Source organism: Solidesulfovibrio sp. DCME (assembly GCF_049995385.1).
Taxonomy (GTDB): Bacteria; Desulfobacterota; Desulfovibrionia; order Desulfovibrionales; family Desulfovibrionaceae; genus Solidesulfovibrio.
Genome location: NZ_CP188261.1, coordinates 176,330 through 202,638, shown reverse-complemented (window position 1 = coordinate 202,638; position 26,309 = coordinate 176,330). Strand labels below are relative to the sequence as shown.

Below are 26,309 nucleotides of genomic sequence, written 5' to 3'. Positions count from 1 at the left end.
GGGCCGTAGCGTACAACAAAACATGGCAATGCTCACAAGAAGGAGAACAGTATGGCCAGTATCACCGTCGACAGAACAGCCTGCACGCGGGATGGATTTTGTATTGAAACATGCCCTTTCGTGGTCCTGACCAACGATGCCGACGGGTATCCCATCACCAGCCCGGAAAGCGAAAAACACTGCATCAACTGCGGGCACTGCGTGGCCGTCTGCCCAACGGCCGCCTTGAAGCATGCCAACCTCCCGCCAAGTGATTTTCTCCCGGCCCAGCCTGGACAGGCGACGCCGGAAGCCCTCGACGCCCTGATCCGCAACCGGCGCTCCATACGGAAATTCAAGAGAACGCCCCTGCCCCAGGCAACCTTGGACGACATCTTTCAGGTCGCGCGGTACGCGCCAACGGCGAAGAACATGAACCACATCGCCTGGCATGTGACGCGCACGTACGAGGCCACCAGGCATTTGGCCGGGTTGACCGCTGCCTGGATAAGCCAGGTGGGGTATCTGCCGACCGCCGTGGAAGCCTTCAACGCCGGCGGCGACCTCGTTTTGCATGGCGCGCCGCACGTCGCCTATTGCGTCTCGCCCATGAACGACCTGATGCCTTGGACGGACGGCGCCATCGCCGCGACAATGGTTGACCTCATCGCCACGGCCCGGGGCATAGGCACCTGCTGGGCGGGCATTTTCATGAAAGCCGCCGGCGCGCACGCGCCCTTGCAGCAGGCCTTGCGCCTGCCCGAAGGGACCGGAGTCGTTGGTGCCCTGATGCTCGGACTTCCGGCCGAGCGCTTTCGCCGCACGCCGCCCCACATCGGCCAGGCCGACGTCACCTGGATCGATTGATCGCAACCGACCGGGCCAGGACCAGACGGTCGGCTCGGGCCCGGTCCTTTTTCAAATTTGAACACGCAACGGCTTCGCAGGCCAAGGGAATCCAGATGAACGCAATCAAGGCCGCCAACGACTCGTGGGTGCTCATCACCGGCGCATCAAGCGGGTTCGGCGAGGAGTTCGCCCGTCACTATGCCGCCCTAGGCCATTGCCTGGTCCTCGTGGCCCGCCGCCTGGACAGGCTTGAAGCTCTCGCCTCCGCCCTGCGCCAGCAACACCACGTCAACGTCGTTGTGGAACAAGTCGATCTCTCAGCGGTTGCAGCCGTTATTGCCTTGTATAAACGCCTCACTGAGCGAGATATTTTTATCGATATTCTTATAAATAACGTTGGCCATGGACTGCAAGGCCCGTTTCTGGATGCCAATCTGGATGCTGCCCAGGCAATGGTGCAGCTCGATATTGCGAGTCTGACTGCCGTCACCCATGTCTTTGCACAAGACATGCGCAGACGGGGACGAGGGAAGATCCTGCTCGTCGCCAGCGTGCCGGCCTACCTGGGCATGGAGAACTTCGCGGTCTATTCGGCCGCGAAGGCCTATGTCTTGCGCTTGGGCGAAGCCCTGCATCGCGAACTCAAACCGCATGGAATCACCGTGACGACGCTTTGCCCCGGCATGTCGGACACCGGGTTCGCCGCAGCGGCCAAACAGAAGATCACGCCCGCTTTGAAGCTCCTGATGATGCAGCCGGCGCCCGTCGTGCGCTCCGGTATCCGCGCGCTCGAATCCGGACGCAAAAGCGTCGTGCCGGGCTGGGCCAACAAGGCAATCGTTTGCTTTGTATGGGCAACGCCACGCTGGCTGCATCAGGCTGTGTTTTCTCGCATCATGAACGCATGATTCTGGCCGGCCTGAAACTTTCCGTCCTCTCGACCAGAAGATCGAGGGCCGTCATGCTCTCGAGTCGATCCGTTTGAAGCTCTAACAGCAGGGACATGATCAACCATGCTTATCCACGCCAAGAACTTCCGCCCCGGACACCCGATGCTCTTTTGTCAGGCATTGCTTCTCGCAACAGCCTTATGCCTTCTTCTCTCCGGGTGTCAGGAAGCAAAATCGAGCCCACCGATCCATCCCGTGGTGAAGGCCATGCGGATCAGCCTGGATATGGGGGCGGATATCGGATCGAAATCGGCGGCGCCCAGGAGGAAAGCAGCAAGGCCAATCGCTCCATTGTCGTCCTCCTCCCGCTGATGACCGGCATCATGCTGTTGTTGTTGATGTTCCAGTTGCAAAGCTTCCCGAGCCTCTTCCTTGTCCTGGCCACGGCCCCCTTGGGCTTGATCGGCGCGGTTGGGGCACTATTGGTCTTCCGCCAACCCTTCGGCTTTGTCGCCTTGCTTGGCGTCCTGGCGCTTGCCGGCATGATCATGCGCAACAGCGTCATCCTCGTGGACCAGATCTCGCTGGACAGGCAGGAGGGCCATCCGGCCTGGGAAGCCGTCATTGACGCCACCATTCGGCGGACGCGCCCCGTGGTGCTGACGGCGTTGGCGGCCATCCTGGCCATGATCCCCCTGACGCGCAACGTCTTCTGGGGGCCCATGGCCGTGGCCATCATGGGCGGACTGCTTGTGGCGACAGTACTGACATTGCTTTTTACCCCAGCCCTCTATGCGATGATTTTTCGAATACGTTGCCCAGGAAAGGATTAGCGTCTTAGCCTTTCTCGTTCGTCCTGGTCGTCGGAGAGTGGATTGCCGCAGCGGACGGCGCCACGCTTCCTCCTTTCCATTCCGCTTAGGAGAGAAGCCATGTCCAATCAGAACGATCATCCGACAGTTATACGCTATCAAGAGACCGCTTCGTAATTCTCTCGAGTCGCTGCTTGCCCGGTTTGTCAGGTTCTCTAACTGGTAGTCGTGGCTCTTTTTTTCCAGGTCCCGGAAGTTTTTGCCCCGTTGACGGCTTTTGCCGGCCAAGGGGGGCACGTCCGCTCAGCAGGCGACCCGCAGGACCGCTTTTTTCAGATTGAAGGCCATGGCATTGAGCAGAAACTCCAGTTCGACCTTGGCCAAACCGAGGTAAGCCGCGTCGGCATCGTCAGAATAGCTGATGGTCACATCCGGCGCGTCACCGGAATCTTCCTCGCGATCCTTGGGCAGCACATCGAGAACCTTGAGCGGACGACGTGCGGAAGAAACGATGCTGGCGTCGACAATGGCCCCTTCGCGCACCAGAAGTCCCCGGCGCTCAAGCTGATGGTTGAGTTTGTCCAGCAGTCGTTTGAAGATATTGCGCTCCACCAGGCTCTGGCGGAAACGGCAGATCGTGGTGGCGTCCGGCACCTCGTCATGGTCCAGGGAAAGGCCCACGAACCGAACAAAGGAAAAGCGGTCGCACAAGGCCTCTTCCACCGCCGCATCGCTTAAGTTGTACCAGCGCTGGAGTGCCTTGGTTTGCCCCCGAGAACGCCTGTACGGTTCGTTTAGACAGGCATAAGGGCGGCTTGTCTGCTTCGGTCGGGGCATACAGTCGGGGTATACTTACAAAGGGCAGGTGCACAGGGAGGGAGGAGTTGGCCCTACTCGACGCAGGTCGCGGATTCTACTCAGGAAAAAAAGTTGATGAAAACTCGTTGTCGAATGGCAAAAATATGCTATTGTTAAACTCAAATCTGATAATTCTGACATTAAAAGAGGAGGCTACGAACGATGAAGCATTACAGGCACTCCTCTTTATTGAGTCTTCAGGAGACAATTCGCATATCATGCCAAGTGGTTAAAAGTGTTTGACTATCTTGGACAACCTTCAAGCAATGGAGAGCACCATGAGCGAAAACCTGAAACGCTTCATATGCCTGGGGTGCGGGTTCTTGTATGACGAAGCCCTGGGATTGCCCGAGCACGGCATCGCACCGGGCACACGCTGGGCGGATATCCCTGAGAACTGGGCCTGTCCGGACTGCTTCACGGCCAAGCACCTCTTTGAAATGATCGAGATCCCCTATGCCGTGGGTGAGCCCCATCTGCCGCAGCTGAGCCCCGCCGCGCCGCCTCAACCCCCGCATGCCATCTAGAGGAGAGCCGCCATGAATACGTCCTTCGTCCTGCGCGCCGGGGCGCGCGGCTACAACAAGTTACGATCCACAGGGCCGCTGGCGAGCTACATCTCGGGGCATCCCGAGGCGGTTCTGCTGCGCCACTCGAGCTTCAACTTCGGCTCGTATCAGACTGGCCACGCCGGATTCGGCCGCATGCGGGTGTTCGGCGACGAGGTCTTTAGCGGACCAGGCTGCGGCTACAACATGCACCGGCACCACAATTTCATCATCTGCGCTTTCGTCCTGGAGGGTGAACTTGCGCACATCAACACGGTAGGCAACATCGATCGGCTGACACCTGGCGATTACTACGTCTTCTCTGCCGGCTCCGGGGGCAAGCATTGCGAGGTGAACCTGAGAAGCGACGACATGCATGCCATCTATATCTGGTTCCTGCCCGATCAACTTCTGCTTCCCCCATCGTACCACAGGAATCATTTCGACGCCTTAGCCAATCGCAATCAGCTCGTGACGCTGGTGGGTAATGCGGACGGGGCGCTTCGCGTCTCGCAGGATGTCAGGGTATCTCGCCTGTCGAGCGACACCGCCATGGCACTCGACTACACGCCACAATCGGCCGAGCACGGCGTCTACGTTTTTGTGTTGGATGGTGAAGTCCATTGCAACGACGTCAGCCTCGCCCGACGCGACAGCAACGGAATCTGGGGTGCGAAGCGGATCAAGCTCCAGACAGGACCACAGGAAACCGACCTGATGCTCGTTGAAACGGCCCCATAACGTGGCGAAATGGCGAGCCCATACCCAGGACCCCTCAATCGGCAAGGAGACGACCTCGACCGGCGAGGCCGCCAGGGAGAACGCATATGCCCATCATGCACGTCTATTATCCCCAAGGATCGCTGCCCGGCGAGCGCAAGGCGGCGCTCGCCCAAAAATTAACCGGCGTCTTGCTGCAGATGGAGGGCAATGCCAGGACGGCTGGCGGTCTCGGCTTTGCCTCGGTTCTGTTCACCGAGGTCGCGCCATCGGACTGGTGGGTCGGTGGCCGCAACGACGCCACCTACGTCGCGCCCCCGGGCAAGTTCCTGGTTCGCGTGTCCATCCCCGAGGGCTACATGAATCAGGCGCACAAGACCGAGGTTCATGTCGCCGTCACGGCCGCCATCGTGGCCGTCGCCGGCAACCCCGAGGATCCCAAGCAAGGCGGGAGCGTGCAGGTCATCATCGACGAGGTGACGGAGGGGAACTGGGCCTCCCATGGCCGGACAATCAGTCTGGCCAGCATCGCCGACACGGTCGGGCTGCCCAAAGACGGGGAACGCTTCCAATGGGTCCGGGCCTATTTCGACGCCAAGGCAAGGCAGTTCGCGGCGGCGGGATATCCTGCGGACGTTGGCGGACTTCTGAAAGATTCGAAATGATGCGGCGAAGCGCCCCGGTCAGGAGACGCGGCCGAGAATCCGGAGCAGGTGGTCGTCGAGGGTCTTCCAATCGCCCGGGGCGGCGACCACGGCCACATACCCGTCCGGCCTGACCAGGGTGAGGGCTCCGGTTTCACCGAGGGCCGAACACGTGTGGCAAACCGCCCCGAACCGCGCTTCGAAGCGCTCCCGGGCCTGGGTGGCCGGGGCCGCCTTGCCGACCGCCAGGAAATGCCCCGCTGCCAGGCGGCCGTAGAGGGTGTCCGGCTCCCCGGGAGCCGCCTCCAGGCGGACGTCCGGGGCTCGCAAGCCGGGACGGGCCAGCCCGCCCGCCCGGTTTTCGTTGGCGGTGGTCCCCGTCAGGAGGCTGTCGTGGTAGGCGATGGCGGTCTCGGCCAATCTGTTGGCGAAGCCGCGTTGCACCGGCGGCAGGCCCGAGACGAGGGAAACGAGGGTGTCGCGCAGGATCCGGCCCAGAGGCTGGCGTATGATGGCAAGTCGCGTGCCCAGGGTCGCGGCCCGGATGACCGTTGCCGCCACGGGGCGGCGTTCCCTCTCGTAACTGGCCAGAAGCAGGCCGTCGGCAGCCTGGCCGCGGCAGACCAGGGCCAGCTTCCAGGCGAGATTGAAAGCGTCCTGCATGCCGGTATTCATGCCCTGGCCGCCGGCCGGGCTGTGGATGTGGGCGGCATCGCCGGCCAGGAACACCCGGCCGATGCGGTAATGGTCGACTTGGCGTTCGTTTATCCGGAAGGAGGAAAGCCAGGCGGGATCGGTGGCGCGCCATCGACCCGGGCCGCGCCGGTCCATGACCTCCTGGATGTCCACGAGGCTGGGATCGGGGCGTCTGCCCTCGCCCCGGGCCGGACCGACGTCGGCCGCCACCCGGTAACGGTCTTCGCCGAGGGGGAAAAAGATGAGCACCCCTTCGGCATGCCAGAAAATGTTGAGGGCGGTCCGGGTCAGGACCGGTTCCCCGGCTTGACCCTGGTCGATGCGGACGTCGCCCAGAATCCAGTCGCTGTCCTCGGTCTCCCCGGCAAAGGCGAGGCCCAGGGCATGGCGCGTGGTGCTGTGCGCGCCGTCGCAGCCCACGAGCCAGGAGGCGGCGAGCTGCTCCTCGCGGCCGTCGGCCTGGACGAGGGAGGCTATGACCGCGTCCGCTTCCTGGCGCAGGCCGGCCAGGGCCACCGAGCGCTCCACCGTGACGCCGCGTTGGGTCAAATGCTCTTCCAGCAACCGCTCGGTTTCGCTTTGGGGCAACAACAGGCCGAAATTAAAAGCGCTGTCGATCAGGCCCAGGGGCATGGCCACAAGCTTGCGGCTGCCGGCGAAGATCCGGGCCTCGCCCACCCGCAGCCCCGCAGCCAGGAAGCGGTCGGCCAAGCCGGCGGCCTGGAGCAACTCCAAGGTTCTGGACCAGACCACCAAGGCCTTGGATTTGTCCGAGCGGGCGGCGGCCTGATCGATGATCCGGGGCCGCACCCCGTGGCGCGCCAGTTCCATGGCCAGGGTGAGTCCCACTGGCCCGGCTCCCACGATCAGCACCTGTTCTTGGGTGGTCATGTCTTCTCCTTGCGCACGGCAACCGCAGCCCATGTCGAACGCATGTCGCGCAGCACCCAGGTGAGCGCCTCGTCGGGGATCAGGTAGCCACCGATGCCGTCGGTGAACAGCATGTCGTAAACCCGGCGGCTCGCCGCATCGATGTCCGCCGCATTCGGTTTGCGCGCGGCCGGCGGTGCCGGCAGTACGATGGTGATCGTATCCGGCTCCTGCGGCACCACCTCGATCCGGTAGTCACCGTCGGGGACCGAGCCAAAATACTCCTTCAGGCCGGCAACCGGATCATCGATCAGCCGACGACGCGCGGCGGGATCGCGGCGGAGCAGGCAATAGTGGTCGGTGAACAAATCGTGCTGGTCGCTCATGGATTGTTTTTCCGGAAGCTCTGGCGCATGCGCAGCAGCTCCAGTTTCAGTGCCTGTGGCATGATCCAGCAGAACAGGTCGCCGCTTTGCCACAGATCCATCTGGTTGATCACCTTCTCTGCATCCTCGGGGGGCGCCGCGAGCGGTGGAATCACGAAATAAAGCGTGTCGCGCCGCTGCTGCCGGACGTCGATGGTGACGCCTGGCGAGACCTCCACGCCGATACTGGCCAGCGCTTGCCGCGGATCCTTCCGGAGGAGCGCGGCAAAGGCTGGATCCGTCCAGGCGAGTTCGACCAGACGCCGCTCCAACGAGGCATTCCCTGAACCTTTCGTTTCGTTGCGCACTGTACTGTCCTTTCCGTCAGCATGCAAAGCCAGTCCTTGTCCTCTTTTGTGTCTGTGCTGCCGCAGGAACCTCGACGACGTTCACGGCTCGCGGTCGATAATCAGAAAACTCGGCCCCGGATGCGCGACCGCTCGCGCAAGAACCTCTCCGACAGTCTCAAGAGTTTCAATTTTTTCCGTGCGCGCGCCGAAGCCTTCGGCAATGCGCCGCAAGTCAACGCTTGGATCATCGAAATCCATCCCGACGAAATGGGTGCTCTCCATCGCCGTCCCCATCGCGGTGCACCACAGATCCTTCAGCAAGCGGTATTCGTGATTCACGAAACAGACGAATATGGATGGAATGGAATACTTGGCCGCGGTCCAAAGAGTATGAATCGAAAACAGACTGCCCCCGTCGCCCACGAAGCAGACAGCGGGCTTGCCCGTCGCCAGCCCGATCCCGACGCCAAGCGGCATGGCCCAGCCCAATCCTCCGCCGCGGGGCGAGAAATGGACGTTGCGAAAGCCAAGGCGAACGGCCATGTCCTGCACGATCGCGTCTTCGGAAGATCCCTCGGTGACGATATGCGTCGCCCGGTCGAGCTGGCGCAACACACCGAGAATGAGCGCGTCGCTCGGTCGCTTGCCGGACGGTGGTGAGCTCGCTTCCAGGGCCCTCACATCGACGGTCCGCTCTTCGGCCGATGCGGCCGGAGCTCCGATCGCCGTCGCCAGGGCTTCCAATGTCGCTTTGATTTCGCCGAGCACCGCCATGTCGCAGGGATAATCGAACCCAAGCTGACTGGCCGCGGGCGCGATCTGAATCACCTGCAATTTCCCCGGGAGCGCGGAGAGGCCATTATACGTGAAGCTATCGACCTTCTCGCCGAGCAACAGCATCGTGTGGTAGCGACTGAGCGTCTCGTGAATTTCCCTTGTGGTCGGCGGAAGCTGGCCACGGAAGTTCGGATGGAGGGGATCGACCGTGCCCTGCACATGGAATGGCGCGGCGTAGATGTCCGCGGCGAGGGCGGTCGCGATACGGCCCACAGCGTCAACGCCGTGCGCGGCCCCGACCGCATAATCGGCCACGATGGCAAGTTTGCCCGCCGGAACGGTCTGCAAGGCACGGCAAACCTCATTGATGGAGCGCGTCACCGCATCCTCGATGACCCGGGTCTTTTTAAATGTCGTGTGTTCGGTCCGCTCCAGCAGGAAGTTCATGGGCAGAGACAGAAACACCGGTCCCGCCGGCTGCAGCCGTGCCTGCAAGTAGCATCGCTGCAGCGCCACGGCGAGATCGTCCGTACGGCTCACCTCGTAAGCGTATTTGGTGGCGGTTTCGGCCAGCCGCGCATTCGGCGCGCCAAGGACAGGATTGTGAATGAGAAAGCGCGAATCCTGCTGTCCGTTGATCACGAGCAGCGGCACACCGGACATCAAGGCGTTTCGCATGTTGAACATGCCGTTGGCCAGGCCCGGATAGGTATGCAGGCTGACGATGGACGGCTTGCCCGTGATCAGCGCGTAGCCGGCGGCAATGCCCACAGCGCTGGATTCGTGCAACGACAGTACGTAGGTGGCCGTCGATGCCGCCACGGCTGCGAGAAAGGTCGTTTCCGTCGTCCCCGGATTGCCGAATACGAAGGGAATTTCATAGGTCGCGAGAAAATCCTGAATGAGTTCGCCGCCTGTTCGACCTGTCATCGTTCCCTCCCAGCAAAAATGACGATGTGAAAGGTGGTCTCCATGGTGATCATTTCCATATTCCGGACGGCATGTCCACATGTCGCAAAACCGGGAGCAACGCGGCTGTTGCGCATTGAAGCGACGCACGAGAATGCCTCGCTCGATGTCGGGTCCCGACTTGCCTAGGGTCTGTTCAGGCAATGAGTCGTTAGCCTCTTGAAAACCGTCATCGAGTCCCTATTGGAGAAAAATAAAGAGGCAAGATGATGGGATCTTCGATCTTACGGACAAGGAATGGCAGCGTATCGGGCCGATTTGTCTAAGTGGTAGAGGAAAAAATGGACATCCCTCCGACACCCGTCTCTTTGTGGATGCGGTCTTGTACATACTCGGCGGTGGGACACCCTGGCGAGATTTGCCGTCGGACTATGGAAACTGGCACACGATCTATGTTCGATACATGGACTGGTGTCGTCGCGGGATCTGGATGGGGAAAACGATTTGCTGAACAGACCCTAAGAAGTCTGATAGATTTCAGGAGGCAAGCAACGCGTTGGAAATGTCCAAAAGTCCATCCCGATAGACAGCCAAAAGACGGTTACTGGAATTGTTTCCAGGGAACCGTTTGAACATTCCACAGATGCAAGACGGAATCTCTCCCTGAATATGCCTCGATGACAGAGGCCACGCGACCTGAAGATGGAGGGCATAGCTACCATACGCCCAACTCCCGGATATCCTGTCGATCCATCGTTTACAAGGGCCTGTGATCGAAGCTTGTAAAACCTTCCAAGGTGCCGCTTCCTCGGGCGGCTTGCGAGAGTCAATGCATCCTGCTACCCCTGCCGCCAAATGCCGAGCAGGGTCAAGGCTTATGATTATCCTTCATGCCGCCCAATCCGATGTCGGGTTGCTCCTCTGGGGGGAAGCGCCCTTTGATGCCGCCGCCAGCCCCAGCCCTTTGAAGGGGAAAAAATCTCCTCCACGTCCGTCGCCCAGTGCCGTCCGCGCAGAATCACTTGATGCGCTGCTGAAAAAACGACTTCCCTTGGCCAAGGCTGCAGCATTGCCCATTGATGCCGCCGCTTGGCTGCCCTCCCATGCGAAAGCCCCCCTTCCCTCAAGCCATCTTCTTGGAGATACGGAAGCACCCACATCGCCTACGACCTTGACCCCGTGGTTGGTTCCTGCGTTGCTTCTGGAAGGTGATGCGCTTTTGGCCATTCTTTCAGTTTGTTGGCAGAAAAGGACACTCGCCAGCGGCGTCGTCTTGGGGGCCGATCTCGCCTACTGGGCGGAGATGCTCCGATTCGCGGGGGCGCTGGTGGCCAAACAGCAATTTCTTCCCGGCATTCGTCCTGTCGGCGGCGAACTGCATGCCGTGTGGGAGCCTGCGCTCGACGCCGGGGATCAAGGGCGCTTGGCGACGTTCGCGGGGCGGATGCCGCCTTCGGCTCGCGCCCTGGCTGATCCCAACCAAAAACAATCGCCATCGATACCGGCGCAGCAAGTCCTGCGGTCATTCCTCGTCGAGGCGGTTGATGCCCTGGTTCGATCAGCCATCACGTCGGAAAGGAAATCCGGCCGACGTTCACGGCAATCGCTTGCACCGGAAAGCGTCCATGATGCCTGGATGGGCGCATTACGTGCTCCAGAAGGGCTGATCGAATGGGCAAAAAAGGACGTCTCCGCGCTCCACAAGGATATCATGCGCTGGAAGCGCCCCGTCACTGTGACGGCAGCGTCTCCGGTCCGCCTCTGCTTCAGACTGGAAGAACCGGGCGAGGAGGCACCGCCAGGGAAAGAGACATGGAGGGTGTCGTATTTGTTGCAGCCGCATAGCGACCGCAGTTTACTGGTCCCCTTGGCTGAACTCTGGAAGACAAAAGCAGCAAAGCGTGAAGCACTTAAGCCCCTTGGCCCCAATCCCAAGGAATACGTGCTGCTGTCCCTGGGGCAAGCGTCCGTCCTCTCTGCGCCTATTGCCGCCAGTCTGAAAGGGCCGGCCCCAACCGGGTTTCCCTGCGACACCAAGGCTGCCCACGAGTTCCTGACGTTGACAGCCCCCGCGCTCGAACAAGCCGGTTTCGGCGTCATGCTCCCGGCCTGGTGGACCCGCACAGGGACGAAACTGCGCCCTGCCGTACGGGCGCATGTGGAGAGTCCCCAATTTGCAACGTCAGGCGGCTTGTCCCTGGACGCCATCGCGGATTTTCAGTGGGAAGTCTCGCTCGGGGATGCCCGCATGAGTCTTAAGGAACTCACGGCCCTGGCCAAACTCAAGGCTCCATTGGTCCAGGTTCGGGGACAATGGGTCGAGGTCAATGCCGAAGCGATCGCCTCCGCCGTGGCCTATTGGAAGAAAAAGGCGAACGAAACGGCTTCGGTGCGCGAGATCATCCACATGGCGCTTGGAGGCCAGGAAACGCATCATGGATTTGCTTTTGGCGGCATCGAGGCGACCGGTTGGATCAAAGACCTCCTGGAACAGCTTGAGGGGCAGGCGAATTTCCAGGAGCTTTCCTCTCCAGGGGCACTCGCCGCCAGGCTGCGCCCCTATCAAATTCGCGGATTTTCCTGGCTGTCTTTTTTACGGCACTGGGGTCTCGGAGCCTGCCTTGCAGACGACATGGGACTCGGCAAAACCATGCAGACTCTGGCGCTGCTCCTTTCGCTGCGGGACGGCGGAGAGAAGAAACCCAGCCTGCTGATCTGCCCGACTTCCGTGGTCAACAACTGGGTCCAGGAAGCCGCCCGATTCGCTCCCGGGTTGCCGGTCATGGTGCATCATGGCCTGGGCCGGAAAAAGGATGCAGCTTTTGAAGAAACAGCATCCGAGCATGCCTTGGTCATTTCGAGCTACGGGCTTTTGCAGCGTGATGTCTCCGTTTTTCAAAAAATCGCCTGGGGCGGAGTGATTCTGGACGAGGCGCAAAACATCAAGAATCCTGAGACAAAGCAAGCCAAGGCGGCCCGCGGTATCCCGGCGGATTTTCGAATCGCTCTGACCGGCACGCCTGTGGAGAACAATGTCGGTGATCTGTGGTCGATCATGGAGTTTCTCAACCCGGGATTTCTGGGAACTCAGGCGGAATTTCGCCGACGATTTTTCGTTCCCATACAGACCGGTCGCGATCCCGAGGCATCGGAAAAGCTCAAGCGCCTAACCGGCCCCTTTATTTTGCGTCGCGTCAAGACAGACAAGACCGTCATCGCCGACCTGCCCGACAAGGTGGAACGCAGGGAACGCTGCCATCTGACGAAGGAACAGGCCTCCCTGTACGCCGCCGTACTCAAGGATTTGGAAAAGACTCTGGCTGAGGCCGAAGGCATAAAGCGGAAAGGGATCATACTGGCCACCCTGTCCAAGCTCAAGCAGGTGTGCAACCACCCGGCCCAATTCCTCGGCGACAATTCGGCCATCCCCGATCGGTCCGGCAAGCTGTCCCGCCTGACGGAAATGCTCGACGAGGTGGTCGAAGCCGGCGACAGGGCACTGGTTTTTACCCAATTCAAAGAGATGGGGGACCTCCTCAAAACCCACCTCCAGGAAACGTTTGGTCAGGAACTCCTCTTCCTGCACGGCGGCGTGACGAAAAACCTTCGCGACAAGATGGTCGCGCGTTTCCAGTCGTCCACCGGGGCTCCCCCGGTATTCATCCTTTCGCTTAAAGCTGGCGGAACCGGGCTCAACTTGACCAATGCCAACCACGTCTTCCACTATGACCGCTGGTGGAATCCGGCAGTGGAAAATCAGGCCACGGACCGGGCCTTTCGCATCGGTCAGCGCAAAAATGTCCTGGTGCACAAATTCCTGTGCGTCGGAACCTTGGAAGACAAAATAGACGCCATGATCGAACAGAAGCAGAATTTGGCCAATGCCGTGGTGGGCACTGGCGAAGCATGGCTTACGGAGCTGTCCAACGCCGAGATCAAAGACCTCTTTGCACTGCGCAAGGAAGCGCTTGGAGCATAGTATGTCTCCATATTACGGATATTTTCCCCCATCCAAGCCAAAAGAGGCAAAGGGCGGCATCAAGGCGCAAAGCAAACGCGGTGCTTTCGGCGAGAGCTGGTGGGCCAAGCGTTGGATCGAGGTGCTCTCCGGATTCAACCTTGGGGCCAGACTGACCCGGGGGCGCAGTTATGCTCGGAGTGGACAGGTCCTCGCCGTAGAAATCGGCGTTGGTGCCATTTCCGCCAAAGTGCAGGGCTCTCGTTCCAAGCCCTATAGCGTTACCATACGTGTCAAAACGCTGTCTCCAGCGGAATGGTCCACGGTCGCCACCGTTCTTTCTCACGAGGCAGGCCATGTTGCTGCCCTGCTCGCGGGGCAAATGCCGCAGGCCCTGGAGGACGTTTTCAAAAAGGCCAAGGTGTCGCTTTTTCCCTCCCGTTACGAAGACTTGATGACGGAGTGCTCCTGCCCGGACTGGTCGAATCCCTGCAAACATATCGCCGCCGTCTATTTTCTTGTGGCCGAAGAGTTCGACCGAGATCCGTTTTTGCTTTTCAAGCTCAGGGGGATGACGCGGGCGGGTCTGATTGAGATGCTACAGGACGTACAGGTGGAAGATGATGCGCCTCAGGCCGAGGCGCATGCGCAAAAGTCAGGCAGCGCGAGTAGTGCACGTGAACCGCTGCCCGTCGATTGCGGCGCGTTCTGGGGCCAAAGAGCGCAAGAGGACTTGGCGCTGGGGGAAGTATCTGTGCCGGCGGTTAAAGCGTCGTTAGTCTGCCGGCTGGGTGCATTTCCATTTTGGCGGGGTCAGGAGGAATTTTTGCCGGCACTTGAGGCGTTGTATGAGGCGGCATCAAAAAGGGGGCTGGCGGCAATACTTGAGGAGTAAGGGAGAGCTGGCTTTGTAGTCGAACGACAAAACATGACTTTTGAACGCTTCAAAGATCCTCCGGATTGCCGGATCGACAGGCAGCAATGCCTCGATGTTGTCCAGGGCGTCCACCTGCAGGTACGCGTTGCCCCGGACGGATTGGCGCAGGAATGCGAGTTGCAAAACGAGGGACCCAGGTCCTCCGCTCGCGGTATCGGAAGAAGCCCGGCCAGGGGATCGAGGCTGGGCGCGGATCGATCCGATAACCGTTTCCAAGGCGCTTGCCAGGGTTTCCAGACCATCCTCCGGGGACAGTCCCTGCCGCAGTCGGCCTCCAGCTTCGCGGCGAGCGAGGCAACCTCGGCCGCGCCGAGATTCGCGGCAACCCCTTTGAGGGTATGCAGGGAACGAACCGCCTCCTCGCTGCGTCCATCGGCGAAAAATTGCCCGAGCTTCTCCTTGTAGGTCCTTCCGACTTTTCCGTGGGTAGATGACCGGCTATGGTCTTCCCAGGAGGGAGGCCATGAAGGACACGGACCTGTATTCTCGGATTCTGGGGCTGAGCGACCCGTGGTTTGTTGCCGACGTCGAGTTGGACACGGCGGGAGGCCGCGTGGACGTCCATGTTGATCATGCTGCCGGTGTCCGCTGGCGCTGTCCGACCTGTGGTTGCGAACTGGCTTGTCGGGATCATGCCGAGCCTCGGGTAACCTCACAGACCGCCCTGGCCACGAGCCCATTTGCAACAAGCTGCCCGGCTTGTCGGCAGACTTTTTTCGCACGCGTCTGATATTTTTTTAGCAATTTAAATCAGTATATTAGATGACGCGGCGGGCGAGGGGGCCGGTTTTCTTAGTTGACAAAAAAATGATGAAAATTAAAATTCATCACAAAATTAATTTCACAAAACGGGGAGGCCTTTCGCCCCTCCCCATCAAAGGCGGAAATATGGGACGCAAACAAACCCCAACGCAAGATGTTGCTGCAACAAGATCCCGTATCATCGACGCGGCGGAGAATCTCTTTCGGGACGTCGGATACGCAAAGACCACCGTATCTGACATTGCCAAAGTCCTCGGAATGAGCCCGGCCAATGTTTATCGATATTTCCCAACCAAAGCCAGTATCAATGAATCGATTTGCGATCGGCTCGTTCGCAACATCGAATCCCAATGTTTTGAGTCACTCATCGAAGACGGCACATCGACTCAAAGACTGACGCGTTTCATATTCAAATACTTCAGAGTCATAAAGAACAATATAATCAAGGAAAAACGTCTACACGATATGATTTCCATCGCTGTTGATGAGCATTGGTCTGTCATACGAAGCCATAGTGAGCGCGTCAGGGATTTGTTGAGAATTATCATCGAGCAAGGAATTGACTCAGGCGAGTTCAGAACTGTGAACAGCGCCAAGGCGGCAACAGCAGTTCATCAGGCAATAGCTTTTTTTGCATACCCCTCTCTCGTTGAACATTTGGTGAAGGATGCCGAAAACAACGGCAACGACATGGAAGAGGAACTCACGCAATTACTTGATCTCATCCTTTGCGGGCTGAGGTCGAATTGCGAGTAATACTTTTCTTCATGACGAATAAGGCCGGGAGGACCTGCCATGATACTTCATTTCGAGAATTGGTTGCTTAAGGGGAAATCAAGCTCCCTTGTCGCGCTCGTTGTTACAATGGCGCTTTGTCTCTGTCTCGTCGGTTGTCACGAGACGAAGTCCAGTCCTCCGTTCCGCCCCGTGGTCAACACCATGCAGCTCAGCTTGGATAGGGGATCGGAACAACGCACGTACTCCGGCGTCATCGTGGCGCGCCACGAAGTGCAGGAATCCTTCCGCGTCGGCGGGCGCATCGAGAAACGCCTGGTGGATGTGGGGGATCATGTCAAGGAAGGCCAGGTCTTGGCGACGCTTGACGAAAAAGACCTCCGCCTCTCCGTGGAAAGCGCCCAGGCGGAACTGAGAGCCGCGCTCTCCAACAGGGCGCAGGCGATAAGCGATGAAAAGCGCTATGCCACCTTGCTGTCCAAGCAGGTGGTCAGCCAGTCCGAATACGACCTCAAGCACCTGTCGGCCGACGAAGCCAGGTCACGCGTGGAGAGAGCCACCAGCTCCCTCAAGCTGGCCCAAAGTCAGCTCGGCTATGCCAAACTGCTTTGCAGCGCCGACGGCGTGGTCACCAAGACGAGCGCCGAGCCCGGACAAGTCGTGTCCCAGAGCCAAAACGTCGTCACCGTGGCCCAGAAAGGGGCCTTGGAAGTCCTGGTCGACATTCCCGAACGACGCCTCCGGGACATCAAGGACACGAAAGCGGACATCTCCCTCTGGTCAAACCGCGACGTCCGTTACCGGGCCGTGTTGCGAGAGACGGCCCCGTCGGCCGACCCGGCCACCAGAACCTATGCCGTGCGGTATTCGCTACCCGACGCCGATAGCGCCGTGCGTCTGGGCATGACGGCCACCCTCCACCTCTCCGAGGCCGCCGGCACTCCGGCCGCCCGCATCCCGGCCAGCGCGCTGCTCAACCAGGGGGAAGGCCCGGGCATCTGGCTCGTGAATGCGCAGACCGGGCAACTGACGTTTACGCCGGTCACGGTGGACCATTACACGGAAGGCGACGCCTTTGTGCGGGGCCAGTTCGCCAGCGGCGACCGCATCGTCACTTCCGGCGTCCAAAAACTTGACAAGGGCCTGACCGTTCGCCTGGCTGATGCAGCCAAGGCCGACACGACGAGGGAGGACCTCCGGTGAAAGGCCTCAATCTGTCCGAGTGGGCCGTCACCCACCGCCCGCTCACCTTATTTCTCATTATCCTCGTCTCGGTGTCGGGCGTCTGGTCCTACACCCATCTCGGGCGAGCTGAAGATCCCGATTTCACTGTGAAATCGATGATCATAAGCGCGGCCTGGCCCGGTGCAACGGCCGACGAGATGCAGCGCCTGGTGGCCGATCCCATTGAGAAGAAACTCCAGGAAGTCCCCCACTTCGACAAGGTGAAAACCTATTCCCGGCCGGGCAGTGTGGTCATGCAACTCTATCTCTTGGATTCCACGCCCCCGTCCGAGGTGCGGGAATGCTGGTACCAGGCCCGAAAACGCGTGGGCGACATCAAGGCCAACCTGCCCTCCGGCGTTCTCGGCCCTTTTTTCAACGACGAGTTCGGTGACGTGGACTCGGTCCTCTATGTCCTGACCGGCCCGGATTTCACCATGCGCCAGCTCAAGGATGAGGCCGAAATCATCCGGCAGGCGCTGCTCAAGGTGCCCTCCGTGACCAAGGTGCGCTTTTACGGCGACCAGACGGAATGCATCTTCGTGGAGTTCAACAACGCCAAGCTGGCCACACTTGGCATCGCGCCCCAGGACATCATGAACTCCATCGCCAAGCAAAACGAAGTGACGCCGGCCGGAGACCTGGAGACGGCCACCGACGCCGTCTTTGTCCGCGTGAGCGGTGCCCTCAAGGGCGTCGAGGCCCTGGCCGAAGTGCCTGTGGAGAGCGGCGGCAAGCTGTTCCGCCTGGGGGACATCGCCACGTTTCACCGTGGTCCGCAGGACCCTCCGACCTTCGTGGCCCGGCACGAGGGCAAGCCCGGCATCGCCCTGGGCGTGGTCATGGCCAAGGGAGGCAACATCCTGGAACTGGGGCGCGACCTGGACGCCGCCATGGACCGCATCAAGGAGAACCTGCCGCTGGGCTTCGAGATCAGCCGGGTGGCCGACCAGCCGCAAGTGGTGGACGAATCCGTGTTCGAGTTCGTCCGGTCGTTCGTCGAAGCGCTGGTCATCGTGCTGGCCGTGAGCTTCCTGTCGCTGGGCTGGCGCACGGGCATCGTCGTGGCCCTGGCCGTGCCGCTGGTGCTGGCCATGGTCATGACCATCATGAGCGCGCTTGGCATCAGTCTCGAACGCATTTCCCTGGGCGCGCTGATCATCGCCCTTGGGCTTTTGGTCGACGACGCCATCATTTCCGTGGAAATGATGGTGGTCAAAATGGAGCAGGGGTTCGACCGGGTCAAGGCCGCCACCTTTGCCTGGACCGCCACGGCCTTCCCCATGCTTACCGGCACCCTGGTCACGGCCGCGGGCTTCCTGCCGGTTGGCTTCGCGAAATCCGCGTCAGGCGAATACGCGGGCGGCATCTTCTGGGTGGTGGCCATCTCCCTGGTGACGTCCTGGCTGGTGGCCGTGATCTTCACGCCCTACCTGGGCCTCAAACTACTGCCGGATTTTCACGGCGTCGGCCACGAAGACCCGAATGCCATCTACCGGACGCCGATCTATCGCCGGCTGCGCGGCTGCGTCACTTGGTGCGTGGAACACCGCCTGACGGTCGTCTGCATCACCGTGGCCCTCTTTTCCCTTTCGATTTTCGGCTTCTCGCACGTGTCGCGCCAGTTCTTTCCGTCCTCCGCCCGTCCGGAGCTCATGGTCGAAGTGCGGCTGCCGGCCGGGTCGGCCTTCAAGACCACGGCCAAGGCCGTGGAAGCAATGGAAGCCTTTTGCAAGGCGGATAAGGAAGTCAAGACCTACACCAGTTATATCGGTTCGGGCGTGCCGCGCTGGTTTTTGCCGCTGGCCCCGGAACTCCCCAACACGAGCTACGGCGTCATCGTCCTCAATACGGCCGACGCCGAGGCCCGCGACCGGGTCAAGGCCCGCATCGAGGCTTTTGCCGAACAGGGCGGACTGCCCGAGGGCAGGGTACGCGTGACGACCCTCACCTTGGGCCCGCCGGTCGGCTATCCCGTCCAATTTCGCGTCATCGGTCCCGACCCGAAGCAGGTGCGGGAAATCGCCTATCAGGTCCGCGACATCGTACGGGCCAACCCCAACACCTTCGACGTGAACCTGGATTGGAACGAACAGGCCAGGGCGATCCGGTTGGTTGTGGACCAGTCCCGGGCCAGGGTCCTTGGCCTCACACCCCAGGACATCGCCGAGGCGCTCCAGGGGCTTCTTTCCGGCATCACCATCACCCAGGTCCGCGACGGCATCGAGCTGGTCAATGTCGTGGCCCGGGCGGTTCCCGAGGAACGGCTGCGCCCGGAAGCCCTGGCCGATCTGACCATCAGCGCCCGCAACGGGAAAATCGTTCCCCTCTCCCAGGTGGCAAGGCTGGAATATGTCTACGAAGAGCCCGTCCTCTGGCGGCAAAGCCGGGACCTGACCATCACCGTGCGGGCCGAAGTCGTCAAAGGGGTGCAGGCGCCCGATGTCACCATGCAGATTCTGCCTAAGCTGACATCCATCGAAAAGGCGCTGCCGCCGAATTGCCGGATCGAGATCGGCGGGGCTTACGAGGAAAGCGGCAAGGCCAACAGTTCCATTGTCGCCCTGTTGCCCGTGGCGGGCGGCATCATGCTCCTTTTGCTGATGTTCCAGGTGCAAAGCTTTTCAAGCTTGTTTTTGGTGTTGGCAACGGCTCCCCTGGGGATGATCGGCGCGGTGGGCTCGCTCCTGCTCTTCAACCGCCCATTCGGTTTCGTGGCCATGCTCGGGGTTCTCGCGCTTGCCGGCATGATCATGCGCAACACCGTCATCCTGGTGGACCAGATCGGGAAGGACAGGGAGGAGGGCATGGCGGCTTGGGATGCCGTGATCGACGCGACCATCAAACGGACGCGTCCCGTGGTGCTGACGGCCCTGGCCGCGATCCTGGCCATGATTCCCCTGTCGCGCAACGTGTTCTGGGGACCGATGGCCGTGGCCATCATGGGCGGCCTTTTTGTGGCCACGGTACTTACGTTGCTGTTCACGCCGGCACTGTACGCCATGATCTTCAAAATCAAGCGCCCTTCTCCTGCGGAGTAACAGCATGGTTCTCTATAACTCTGCCCGCCTGCGGCGCGACATTGGCGAACTGATCCTTTCAGGGCTGGACTCCCTGGAGACGCCTTATGTCCTGTTCGACGAAGCTGGCCGTCTGAAATACGGCAATCCGCAGTTTTTTTTCGATGTTCGGCGAAGAAGTCGCGCACGCCAACATCTTCCTGTTGTTGAACGACAAACTCGGAATACGCGATTTCTCCAAATCATACTCAGAGAAAGGTGTTGAATCACTATGTATTGGAGTGATGCATACGCCTGGACATCTCCCCGCAACGGTCCGCGTACTTGGATCAAAAATCAAACAGAAAGGTGAAACGCTTTTCCAGGCTGTCATTTCCCAGATAAGGCCATTAATGGCCCTACAGTTGGGAGTCTGCGAGTATGAATTTCAGGACGTTGAAAAACTGGCGAAATTCATCGGGGCGATCGCCGTGGAAGTGGACCCCCAGGAAACCGGGGCGCATCTCGTGAGAACGAGCCGGCATTTGGGATGCCTTTGTGTGGCCATGCGAAACGAGGGGATATTCGACGCTTCCGATAAAGACATACGCATGGCTGTGGCGTGCAGCATCATGCATGATGTGGGCAAGATGTATGTTTCTCCCCAAATTCTTCACAAGACAGACCGCCTGACGGAGATGGAATGGGGCGTCATCAAGGGGCATGTGACGGCAGGACTTGGCATCGCAGACACGTTAAAGCTTCCCAAGACGGCAACGGACCTCATCGCCTATCACCATTGTCGCTGGGATTGGCTACAGGACCGGTGGGATGACGCGCTTCAGGCCCGGGATCCTGCCAGAGGGGGTTACCCCTTCTGCGCAAGGGGGGATGACATCCCGATTTGGGCAAGGGCTTTCGCCTATGTGGACATCTTTGACGCCCTGATCACGCACAGAAGCTACAAACCCGCCTGGAGTATCCGGGAGGCGGTAGATTATATGCGCGACAATCTCGTGGGCACCCATCTCGACCCGGGCTTTTACCGAGCGTTTATCAAGTCATTGGGGAAACTTGTCATCGGCAAGGAAGATCGCACCATCGAAGCGCGGCCTTGAACGAGGAGAGCGTGAAGCTCTTCGCATTTCGCAGGCAAGGTTGGCGTTTACGGAAATACTCATTCGTCGCGTCCGATGAACAATCATATCAATATATAGACAATCAGCCATTACGATATATCACCTCGGAGATCGATCAATGCCTAATAATTTTTTATATGTCAGAAACGCACTGGTTATGCGGCATGTTGCGCGCAACTCGCCCTGCAGACGCGACACGACGATCATTCTAAAAATAATTTTCACACGCCTTGCGTCATCATATGATTCAGCCCATGCAGCGCCCCCGTCAAGCATTGCGCCAATACTGGCCATGCTGGCGGATTATATAGTAGCTTGCCACACTGCTTCCTCCCCCTCTGTGCGTAGCCCACCTCCTCCCCTACATGCAGCCCCGACAGTGATGGCAAGAGGACAGCACCGCCGGACAGGGGCGCTATTTGTAATATTGTATTATTGCAATATATGAAATTTAATCTTCTCGATTTATGTATCTAAAACACAAGTCACTCGCTTGAGGTCACGTCCGTCAACGTGGTGTAAATTCTGGTGTGCTTGAGGTGGCCCTCGGTCAGGCTGCTCTTGGTGGAATTTGGGCTGGCTGCGCCTCGTTTGGTTGGGTGTTGAGTTCGGCCATGGCCTCGACCTGCATGTAGCGGCTTTGCAGCTGCCACTCGTCGTTTTGCTCCAGTAAGATGGCCCCGATGAGCCGGATGATGGACTGTTCGTTGGGGAAGATGCCGACTACGTCCGCCCGCCGCTTCACTTCTTTATTGAGCCTTTCCAGCGGATTGGTGCTGTGCAGCTTGACCCGATGCTGCGCCGGGAAGGTCATGTAGGCCAGCACGTCGTGCTCGGTTTCGTCCATGAAGCTGGCGAGCCGTGGCCATTTTCCACGAAGCTGATCGGCGACATGCCGCCAGGTCTGGCTGGCGTTGGCCGCATCCGGCTGTAAAAAGGCCTGGCGCAGGGCGGCCGAGACCATGGCGTGCTGGGACTTGGGAACCCGGGCCAAGGCGTTTCGCATCCAGTGGACCCGGCAGCGTTGCCACGTGGCCCCGAACGTCTTGGCCATGGCGGCCTTGAGGCCTTCATGGGCGTCGGAGACGACAAGCCTCACGCCGCCAAGTCCCCGACGAAGAAGGCTTTTGAGGAAAAAAGACCAGAACGGCTCGGCCTCGCTGGGGCCGATGTGCAGTCCCACGATTTCTCTGCGGCCTTCGGTGTTCGCCGCCACGGCGATTATGGCGGCGACGCTGACCACCCGGCCGCCTTCGCGCTGCTTGAGGTAGGTTGCGTCCAGCCACAAATAGGGCCATTCGCCGGTCAGCGGCCGAGAAAGAAAGGCATGGACCCGTTCATCAATGTCCTTGCACAGCTTGGACACCTGGGACTTGGAGATGCCGGAAAGGCCCATGGCCTGGACCAGATCATCCACGCGCCGCGTGGAGATGCCGCCGATCCAGGCTTCCTGGATGACGGCCACCAAGGCGCGTTCGCTGGTCTTGCGTGGCTCCAGGAAGGGCGGAAAGTAGCTGCCCTGGCGCAGCTTGGGGATGCGCAGTTGCAAGGAGCCGATGCGGGTATCAAGGCTGCGGTCACGGTAGCCGTTGCGGTAGCTGACTCGCTCGGGGCTTCGCTCGTGGCGGCTGGCCCCGATGAGGCCGTCCACATCGGCTTCCATGAGAAGCTGCAGGACGGCTTCCGCCAGGGAGCGGAGAAAATCGCCGCCGTCGGCCTTTTGCATCAGCTCGATTAATGCCATGCTGTCCTCGGCCATCGTGGTCTCCTTTGGTTGCAGGTGCGGCGTCGTAACTTCACCTTACAGCCAATTGACCCGATGGCCACCTCGCCCATTCCGTCCGGGCCGGAGGCTCTCCCCCGGCCTGGACGACTTCAGAATTTACACCACCTCCGTGGACGCTACCGAAAAATCTGCCAAACGCCCATCATCCTCCCGCCTCGTACACCGCTGCGGAAAAGTCCTGAAAAAATCGTTTCTAAAGCAAAAAGTCGAAGGGTGGGGTGGGCTCTTAACAAACCAAAGTGGTCATCTTCGAGATGATCAGGCTGGATTGATGGTGCGAAACACCATGCAGCCCCGCCCGGGTCCGCCAACGGGGCCGGGTTGCGCGGGTGATTGTCCAAAAGAAAAAGGGGCCACCGATTTCCCCGACAATATTCAATAGGCTAATTATATTGCCAAACTAACCTACTAATTGATTTCTCTCGATCTTGACTGTAAAGCATCTTACACTCTAGTCAAAACGGAGGATACAGATGGGCGAACCTAATTTAATCAATGAATCAGACCGTGGAATTTTTATCGTAGCAGCCGCGTACATTGAAAACATCCTTGATAATATATTAAAATCACAAATAAACAAAATTAATCCCTCGAAAGAGTTCGTAAAAAATTTATTTGATCTATCCGGGCCTCTTTCAAGTTTTTCATCAAAGAGTGCTATTTGCCATGCATTTGGATTAATTTCGAAAGAGTCATACTCTGACATATGCATTATTAGAAAAATCAGAAATATCGTCGCGCACTGTTACAACGAAATAGATATTAGCTCTTGCGAAATAGAGTCGAGAATACTATCTCTTAGCTGTGTGAAACCTGCTGTAAACTCTTTCAAAGGAAAGAGGTACAGCCTCAAAACACAAAGTAGCAAAACAACCAGCACCGAAGAACCAGGAAAGACAGGGTTGAGTGGCAAAAAGCGCGAAGAATATCATGCCAGATTAAATGGATATGTAAAATACCATAAATCTATTTTTGCACTTGGTGTTCAACGACTTGCATACAATATTGAATTTGAATCATACGACCCTACAGACAAACAAAGATCAAAAATCATTGAGAAAAAACCTTCAATATGACCTAACAAGGACTTTAGAACTAACCTTATGCAAGAAGGCATCAAATCTAGCTTTTAGCGATAAATTCATAGAAAATATTCGTCCTCTTGAAGAAATTTAAGCTACCCCGAAATAGTTTCTTGGTCGAATAAGTGGACTGCTCTTGCTCTCGGCCAATGGCCCGAACTTTTTTTCGATGATTCAGCCCGAAGTTCCAATACAATTTTTTGGAAGGCCATTCCTTCGCGTAGAAACGGACCTCGCTGCGGGGCTGTCGCTCAGGTGGGAGAGCGCTTGAATCATTTCATTTCACGTGGAGTCGAAGGAAAAAATAGAGGGGGTCGCCCCCGGGGTGGGGAAGGAGATGAGCCAGCCGGCCGGGGCCTGGGCTGTCAGAGCCAACGGGAGCGTTGGCGGTGAGTTGGCACGGGGCCAAAGAAAAAGGGGTCACCGATTTCTCGGTAACCCCTTGGCATGCTTCGTGGTGGAGCTGGAGGGAATCGAACCCACGACCTCTTGAATGCCATGCCAACTGAAAAGATAATATATTGAAAATATTATATTTTTTGCAAATTAACTCCAGAGAGGCACAACGCCTTTGTTGGCTCCAGCCAACAGTCACCAGTAGATCTGTGGCGCTTCAGCCAACATACCGCCAACGGACAGCCAACAGAATGCCAAAGCGTCTGTGGCGCGTATGCCAACGACCAAGCGGCAAGGCAGCAATTTGCAGCAACGCCAACTTCCGTTCCAGACTAGACATAATCTCAAGAAATCTCACCATATTGAGTCCATTAAATTTAAATTGATTTATCGCATGTTTAAGATTATCGCCGTGTTACATATAACGAGGTGCTGTATCAATGTCAGCATTTTTCATATCGCGACGTCTTCCGGATTTTTCCTGGAATCAATGGCTGATCTGCGCAATAGCCGCTACAGGGTTTGCTTTTGATACGTATGAATTGTTGATGCTGCCCTTGATCGTAAAGCCGGCGCTTCTCGAACTCGGAGGAATTCAGCCGGGTTCACCCTCGTATAGCCTGTGGTTCGGCCTGCTGTTCTACATCCCCGCCTTGGCCGGAGGAGCATTTGGTCTCCTGGGAGGCTACCTGACGGACTGCTATGGACGAAAGAAAGTCCTGACCATCAGCATCCTTCTCTATGCCTTCGCCGCTTTTGTTGCCGGATTCTCGATCTCCTTGCCGATGCTCCTGGTGTTGCGCTGCCTGGTCTTCATCGGCGTCAGCGTGGAATTCGTGGCGGCGGTAGCCTGGCTCGCAGAACTCTTTCCCGAACAACAACGGGAGGGAATATTGGGGATAACGCAGGTTTTTTCTTCACTGGGGGGCGTTATGGTCGCCGTGGCCAACGGCATCGTGACAGCCTGGTCCACAAACAGCCCCGCCCCGCTATTACTCGGTTTCCATCTTCCGGCCCTGCAATTGCCGGCCATTGCCACACCCCCTGTCCTCGACCTGTTTGGCTCCATTGCCAACCCGCACGCGCATTGGCGCTACACGCTGATGTCCGGCCTCCTTCCGGCTATTCCGTTGCTTCTGGTCAGGCCGTTTCTCCCGGAATCGCCGCTGTGGATGGAGAAACGGAAAACGGGACAGCTACAACGTCCAAATATCACTGAACTTTTCAGCCAGAGTCTACGCAAGACCACCCTTGTCGTCACCCTGATGTTCATGCTGAGCTACGCGGCATTTTATGGCGCCATCGCGCAGGCAACACAGATCATACCCGGTCTGCCGGAGGTGCAGGCGGATGTCGCCGCCGCGTTGCGGCAGCGATTGCCGGATTCTCTGCGGGACAAATTCGTCGCGCAATGGCGTGGCGCGGGAAAAACCGGAGCGGAAACAGCGCAGTTGCTCAGAGCCGAAGAGCGCCGCATCGCTTCGGCTGTCGAACAGGCGCACGCCGCGCAGATAATGAAGGCCCCGGAATTCGGCGGACTCCTGGGGCGTTTTGCCCTGGCCGCCCTGGCCGTCATTGTCGTCAGTCGACGTCGGCTGCTGCGCATGTTCCTCCTGCCGGGCCTTGTCGTGATGCCTCTGACATTCGCCTGGGCCGGGGTGACCAGCATCTCCTGGCTGGAATACGGCATTTTCCTGGCTGGATTCCTGACCGTTGGCCAATTCAGCTTTTGGGGCAACTATCTGCCGCAGGCGTTTCCACTCCATTTGCGGGGCACAGGGGAAAGCTTCGCCGCCAACATCGGCGGGCGCATGATCGGCACATCCTTCGCCGCCCTCACGCAATGGATTGCCTATTGGCTGCCGGGAAGCGCCGCAAATCCCACCAGGATCGCTTATGCGGCTGCCGCAATAGCCTTCTCCTGCTATCTCCTCAACATCGTGGCCTCTTTTTGGCTGCCGGAACCGGGCGTCCGCGACCTGTCAAAATGAACCAGACTTGAGGTTTGCCACAAAACGGTCGCC

Annotated in this window: 22 protein-coding genes and 2 pseudogenes; 17 read left to right on the top strand and 7 right to left on the bottom strand. The window is 58.9% G+C overall.

What is annotated here, in order from left to right:
- The first annotated feature begins 51 nt into the window (after positions 1 to 51).
- The 3 genes from ACP59X_RS00945 to ACP59X_RS00935 all read left to right on the top strand — a co-directional run bounded on the left by ACP59X_RS00945 (position 52) and on the right by ACP59X_RS00935 (position 2,551).
- A complete protein-coding gene (locus ACP59X_RS00945) occupies positions 52 to 846 on the top strand; it encodes a nitroreductase family protein (RefSeq protein WP_428563719.1) in 795 nt (264 codons plus the stop codon).
- A gap of 95 nt (positions 847 to 941) precedes the next feature.
- Positions 942 to 1,736 carry an SDR family NAD(P)-dependent oxidoreductase gene (locus ACP59X_RS00940; protein WP_428563716.1) on the top strand — a complete coding sequence of 265 codons (795 nt, stop codon included), beginning with the start codon at positions 942 to 944 and terminating at the stop codon, positions 1,734 to 1,736.
- 95 nt (positions 1,737 to 1,831) lie between these two features.
- A complete protein-coding gene (locus tag ACP59X_RS00935; RefSeq protein WP_428563713.1) occupies positions 1,832 to 2,551 on the top strand; it encodes an efflux RND transporter permease subunit in 720 nt (239 codons plus the stop codon).
- A 282-nt stretch (positions 2,552 to 2,833) separates the two neighbouring features.
- On the opposite strand, the gene ACP59X_RS00930 is transcribed toward ACP59X_RS00935, so the two are convergent.
- Positions 2,834 to 3,367 carry a transposase gene (locus tag ACP59X_RS00930; protein ID WP_428563710.1) on the bottom strand — a complete coding sequence of 178 codons (534 nt, stop codon included), beginning with the start codon at positions 3,365 to 3,367 and terminating at the stop codon, positions 2,834 to 2,836.
- A 47-nt stretch (positions 3,368 to 3,414) separates the two neighbouring features.
- Here ACP59X_RS00930 and ACP59X_RS00925 point away from each other — a divergent pair, with 47 nt between their 5' ends.
- The 4 genes from ACP59X_RS00925 (at position 3,415) to ACP59X_RS00910 (ending at position 5,321) form a co-directional block, all read left to right on the top strand.
- A complete protein-coding gene (locus ACP59X_RS00925) occupies positions 3,415 to 3,621 on the top strand; it encodes a hypothetical protein (RefSeq protein WP_428563707.1) in 207 nt (68 codons plus the stop codon).
- Positions 3,622 to 3,666: 45 nt separating this feature from the next.
- The gene (locus tag ACP59X_RS00920; protein WP_342464197.1) at positions 3,667 to 3,915 is read left to right on the top strand and encodes a rubredoxin; all 249 of its coding nucleotides are present in this window, start codon (positions 3,667 to 3,669) and stop codon (positions 3,913 to 3,915) included.
- Positions 3,916 to 3,927: 12 nt separating this feature from the next.
- Positions 3,928 to 4,677 carry a pirin family protein gene (locus ACP59X_RS00915; protein ID WP_428563703.1) on the top strand — a complete coding sequence of 250 codons (750 nt, stop codon included), beginning with the start codon at positions 3,928 to 3,930 and terminating at the stop codon, positions 4,675 to 4,677.
- 86 nt (positions 4,678 to 4,763) lie between these two features.
- Positions 4,764 to 5,321, top strand: a complete 558-nt coding sequence (locus ACP59X_RS00910; protein WP_428563700.1) for a tautomerase family protein — start codon at positions 4,764 to 4,766, stop codon at positions 5,319 to 5,321.
- An 18-nt stretch (positions 5,322 to 5,339) separates the two neighbouring features.
- Here ACP59X_RS00910 and ACP59X_RS00905 read toward each other — a convergent pair whose 3' ends face one another.
- From ACP59X_RS00905 to ACP59X_RS00890, 4 genes are all read right to left on the bottom strand, one after another.
- The gene (locus ACP59X_RS00905; RefSeq protein WP_428563697.1) at positions 5,340 to 6,887 is read right to left on the bottom strand and encodes an FAD-dependent monooxygenase; all 1,548 of its coding nucleotides are present in this window, start codon (positions 6,885 to 6,887) and stop codon (positions 5,340 to 5,342) included.
- A complete protein-coding gene (locus ACP59X_RS00900; protein ID WP_428563694.1) occupies positions 6,884 to 7,252 on the bottom strand; it encodes a hypothetical protein in 369 nt (122 codons plus the stop codon). Before ACP59X_RS00900 ends, ACP59X_RS00905 begins: the two co-directional genes overlap by 4 nt.
- On the bottom strand, positions 7,249 to 7,599 hold the full coding sequence (locus ACP59X_RS00895; RefSeq protein ID WP_428563692.1) for a nitrile hydratase: 351 nt from the start codon (positions 7,597 to 7,599) through the stop codon (positions 7,249 to 7,251). Before ACP59X_RS00895 ends, ACP59X_RS00900 begins: the two co-directional genes overlap by 4 nt.
- Before the next feature lie 81 nt (positions 7,600 to 7,680).
- Positions 7,681 to 9,288 (bottom strand): thiamine pyrophosphate-binding protein, encoded by a 1,608-nt coding sequence (locus ACP59X_RS00890; RefSeq protein ID WP_428563689.1) that lies wholly within the window; start codon positions 9,286 to 9,288, stop codon positions 7,681 to 7,683.
- A gap of 232 nt (positions 9,289 to 9,520) precedes the next feature.
- On the opposite strand from ACP59X_RS00890, the gene ACP59X_RS00885 reads away from it, so the two are divergent.
- The 3 genes from ACP59X_RS00885 to ACP59X_RS00875 all read left to right on the top strand — a co-directional run bounded on the left by ACP59X_RS00885 (position 9,521) and on the right by ACP59X_RS00875 (position 14,120).
- Positions 9,521 to 9,778, top strand: coding sequence for a transposase (locus ACP59X_RS00885; protein WP_428570021.1), 258 nt, complete (start codon positions 9,521 to 9,523; stop codon positions 9,776 to 9,778).
- 366 nt (positions 9,779 to 10,144) lie between these two features.
- The gene (locus ACP59X_RS00880) at positions 10,145 to 13,246 is read left to right on the top strand and encodes a DEAD/DEAH box helicase (RefSeq protein WP_428563686.1); all 3,102 of its coding nucleotides are present in this window, start codon (positions 10,145 to 10,147) and stop codon (positions 13,244 to 13,246) included.
- Position 13,247: 1 nt separating this feature from the next.
- Positions 13,248 to 14,120: an SWIM zinc finger family protein gene (locus ACP59X_RS00875; protein WP_428563682.1), complete on the top strand. Its 873-nt coding sequence runs from the start codon at positions 13,248 to 13,250 to the stop codon at positions 14,118 to 14,120.
- Here ACP59X_RS00875 and ACP59X_RS00870 read toward each other — a convergent pair.
- Positions 14,039 to 14,557, bottom strand: a pseudogene (locus tag ACP59X_RS00870) (Hpt domain-containing protein); the annotation flags it as partial. The gene ACP59X_RS00875 and the pseudogene ACP59X_RS00870 sit on opposite strands and share 82 nt — an antisense overlap.
- A gap of 68 nt (positions 14,558 to 14,625) precedes the next feature.
- Between ACP59X_RS00870 and ACP59X_RS00865 the strand changes: the two are divergent.
- From ACP59X_RS00865 to ACP59X_RS00845, 5 genes and pseudogenes are all read left to right on the top strand, one after another.
- Positions 14,626 to 14,811, top strand: a pseudogene (locus ACP59X_RS00865) (ISL3 family transposase); the annotation flags it as partial.
- 239 nt (positions 14,812 to 15,050) lie between these two features.
- On the top strand, positions 15,051 to 15,680 hold the full coding sequence (locus ACP59X_RS00860; RefSeq protein WP_428563679.1) for a TetR/AcrR family transcriptional regulator: 630 nt from the start codon (positions 15,051 to 15,053) through the stop codon (positions 15,678 to 15,680).
- 183 nt (positions 15,681 to 15,863) lie between these two features.
- Positions 15,864 to 16,862: an efflux RND transporter periplasmic adaptor subunit gene (locus ACP59X_RS00855; protein WP_428563676.1), complete on the top strand. Its 999-nt coding sequence runs from the start codon at positions 15,864 to 15,866 to the stop codon at positions 16,860 to 16,862.
- Positions 16,859 to 19,924: an efflux RND transporter permease subunit gene (locus ACP59X_RS00850; protein WP_428563673.1), complete on the top strand. Its 3,066-nt coding sequence runs from the start codon at positions 16,859 to 16,861 to the stop codon at positions 19,922 to 19,924. The genes ACP59X_RS00855 and ACP59X_RS00850 overlap by 4 nt, the downstream gene beginning before the upstream one ends.
- A gap of 143 nt (positions 19,925 to 20,067) precedes the next feature.
- Positions 20,068 to 21,000 (top strand): HD-GYP domain-containing protein, encoded by a 933-nt coding sequence (locus ACP59X_RS00845; protein WP_428563670.1) that lies wholly within the window; start codon positions 20,068 to 20,070, stop codon positions 20,998 to 21,000.
- A gap of 571 nt (positions 21,001 to 21,571) precedes the next feature.
- Here ACP59X_RS00845 and ACP59X_RS00840 read toward each other — a convergent pair.
- Positions 21,572 to 22,780, bottom strand: coding sequence for an IS256 family transposase (locus tag ACP59X_RS00840; protein WP_428558936.1), 1,209 nt, complete (start codon positions 22,778 to 22,780; stop codon positions 21,572 to 21,574).
- A 500-nt stretch (positions 22,781 to 23,280) separates the two neighbouring features.
- Between ACP59X_RS00840 and ACP59X_RS00835 the strand changes: the two genes are divergently transcribed.
- The gene (locus ACP59X_RS00835; protein ID WP_428563667.1) at positions 23,281 to 23,883 is read left to right on the top strand and encodes an MltR family transcriptional regulator; all 603 of its coding nucleotides are present in this window, start codon (positions 23,281 to 23,283) and stop codon (positions 23,881 to 23,883) included.
- Positions 23,884 to 24,725: 842 nt separating this feature from the next.
- The gene (locus ACP59X_RS00830) at positions 24,726 to 26,276 is read left to right on the top strand and encodes an MFS transporter (protein ID WP_428563664.1); all 1,551 of its coding nucleotides are present in this window, start codon (positions 24,726 to 24,728) and stop codon (positions 26,274 to 26,276) included.
- Positions 26,277 to 26,309 lie beyond the last annotated feature (33 nt).

What these genes read in the sequence shown, in the direction of transcription:
- ACP59X_RS00900 (WP_428563694.1), bottom strand. Translation starts at nt 7,252, where the DNA reads ATGAGCGACCAGCACGATTTGTTCACCGACCACTATTGCCTGCTCCGC.
- ACP59X_RS00915 (WP_428563703.1), top strand. Translation starts at nt 3,928, where the DNA reads ATGAATACGTCCTTCGTCCTGCGCGCCGGGGCGCGCGGCTACAACAAG.
- ACP59X_RS00860 (WP_428563679.1), top strand. Translation starts at nt 15,051, where the DNA reads ATGGGACGCAAACAAACCCCAACGCAAGATGTTGCTGCAACAAGATCC.
- ACP59X_RS00940 (WP_428563716.1), top strand. Translation starts at nt 942, where the DNA reads ATGAACGCAATCAAGGCCGCCAACGACTCGTGGGTGCTCATCACCGGC.
- ACP59X_RS00830 (WP_428563664.1), top strand. Translation starts at nt 24,726, where the DNA reads ATGTCAGCATTTTTCATATCGCGACGTCTTCCGGATTTTTCCTGGAAT.
- ACP59X_RS00875 (WP_428563682.1), top strand. Translation starts at nt 13,248, where the DNA reads ATGTCTCCATATTACGGATATTTTCCCCCATCCAAGCCAAAAGAGGCA.
- ACP59X_RS00845 (WP_428563670.1), top strand. Translation starts at nt 20,068, where the DNA reads ATGTTCGGCGAAGAAGTCGCGCACGCCAACATCTTCCTGTTGTTGAAC.
- ACP59X_RS00910 (WP_428563700.1), top strand. Translation starts at nt 4,764, where the DNA reads ATGCCCATCATGCACGTCTATTATCCCCAAGGATCGCTGCCCGGCGAG.
- ACP59X_RS00880 (WP_428563686.1), top strand. Translation starts at nt 10,145, where the DNA reads ATGATTATCCTTCATGCCGCCCAATCCGATGTCGGGTTGCTCCTCTGG.
- ACP59X_RS00855 (WP_428563676.1), top strand. Translation starts at nt 15,864, where the DNA reads ATGCAGCTCAGCTTGGATAGGGGATCGGAACAACGCACGTACTCCGGC.
- ACP59X_RS00890 (WP_428563689.1), bottom strand. Translation starts at nt 9,288, where the DNA reads ATGACAGGTCGAACAGGCGGCGAACTCATTCAGGATTTTCTCGCGACC.
- ACP59X_RS00930 (WP_428563710.1), bottom strand. Translation starts at nt 3,367, where the DNA reads ATGCCCCGACCGAAGCAGACAAGCCGCCCTTATGCCTGTCTAAACGAA.
- ACP59X_RS00840 (WP_428558936.1), bottom strand. Translation starts at nt 22,780, where the DNA reads ATGGCCGAGGACAGCATGGCATTAATCGAGCTGATGCAAAAGGCCGAC.
- ACP59X_RS00945 (WP_428563719.1), top strand. Translation starts at nt 52, where the DNA reads ATGGCCAGTATCACCGTCGACAGAACAGCCTGCACGCGGGATGGATTT.
- ACP59X_RS00935 (WP_428563713.1), top strand. Translation starts at nt 1,832, where the DNA reads ATGATCAACCATGCTTATCCACGCCAAGAACTTCCGCCCCGGACACCC.
- ACP59X_RS00920 (WP_342464197.1), top strand. Translation starts at nt 3,667, where the DNA reads ATGAGCGAAAACCTGAAACGCTTCATATGCCTGGGGTGCGGGTTCTTG.
- ACP59X_RS00905 (WP_428563697.1), bottom strand. Translation starts at nt 6,887, where the DNA reads ATGACCACCCAAGAACAGGTGCTGATCGTGGGAGCCGGGCCAGTGGGA.
- ACP59X_RS00835 (WP_428563667.1), top strand. Translation starts at nt 23,281, where the DNA reads ATGGGCGAACCTAATTTAATCAATGAATCAGACCGTGGAATTTTTATC.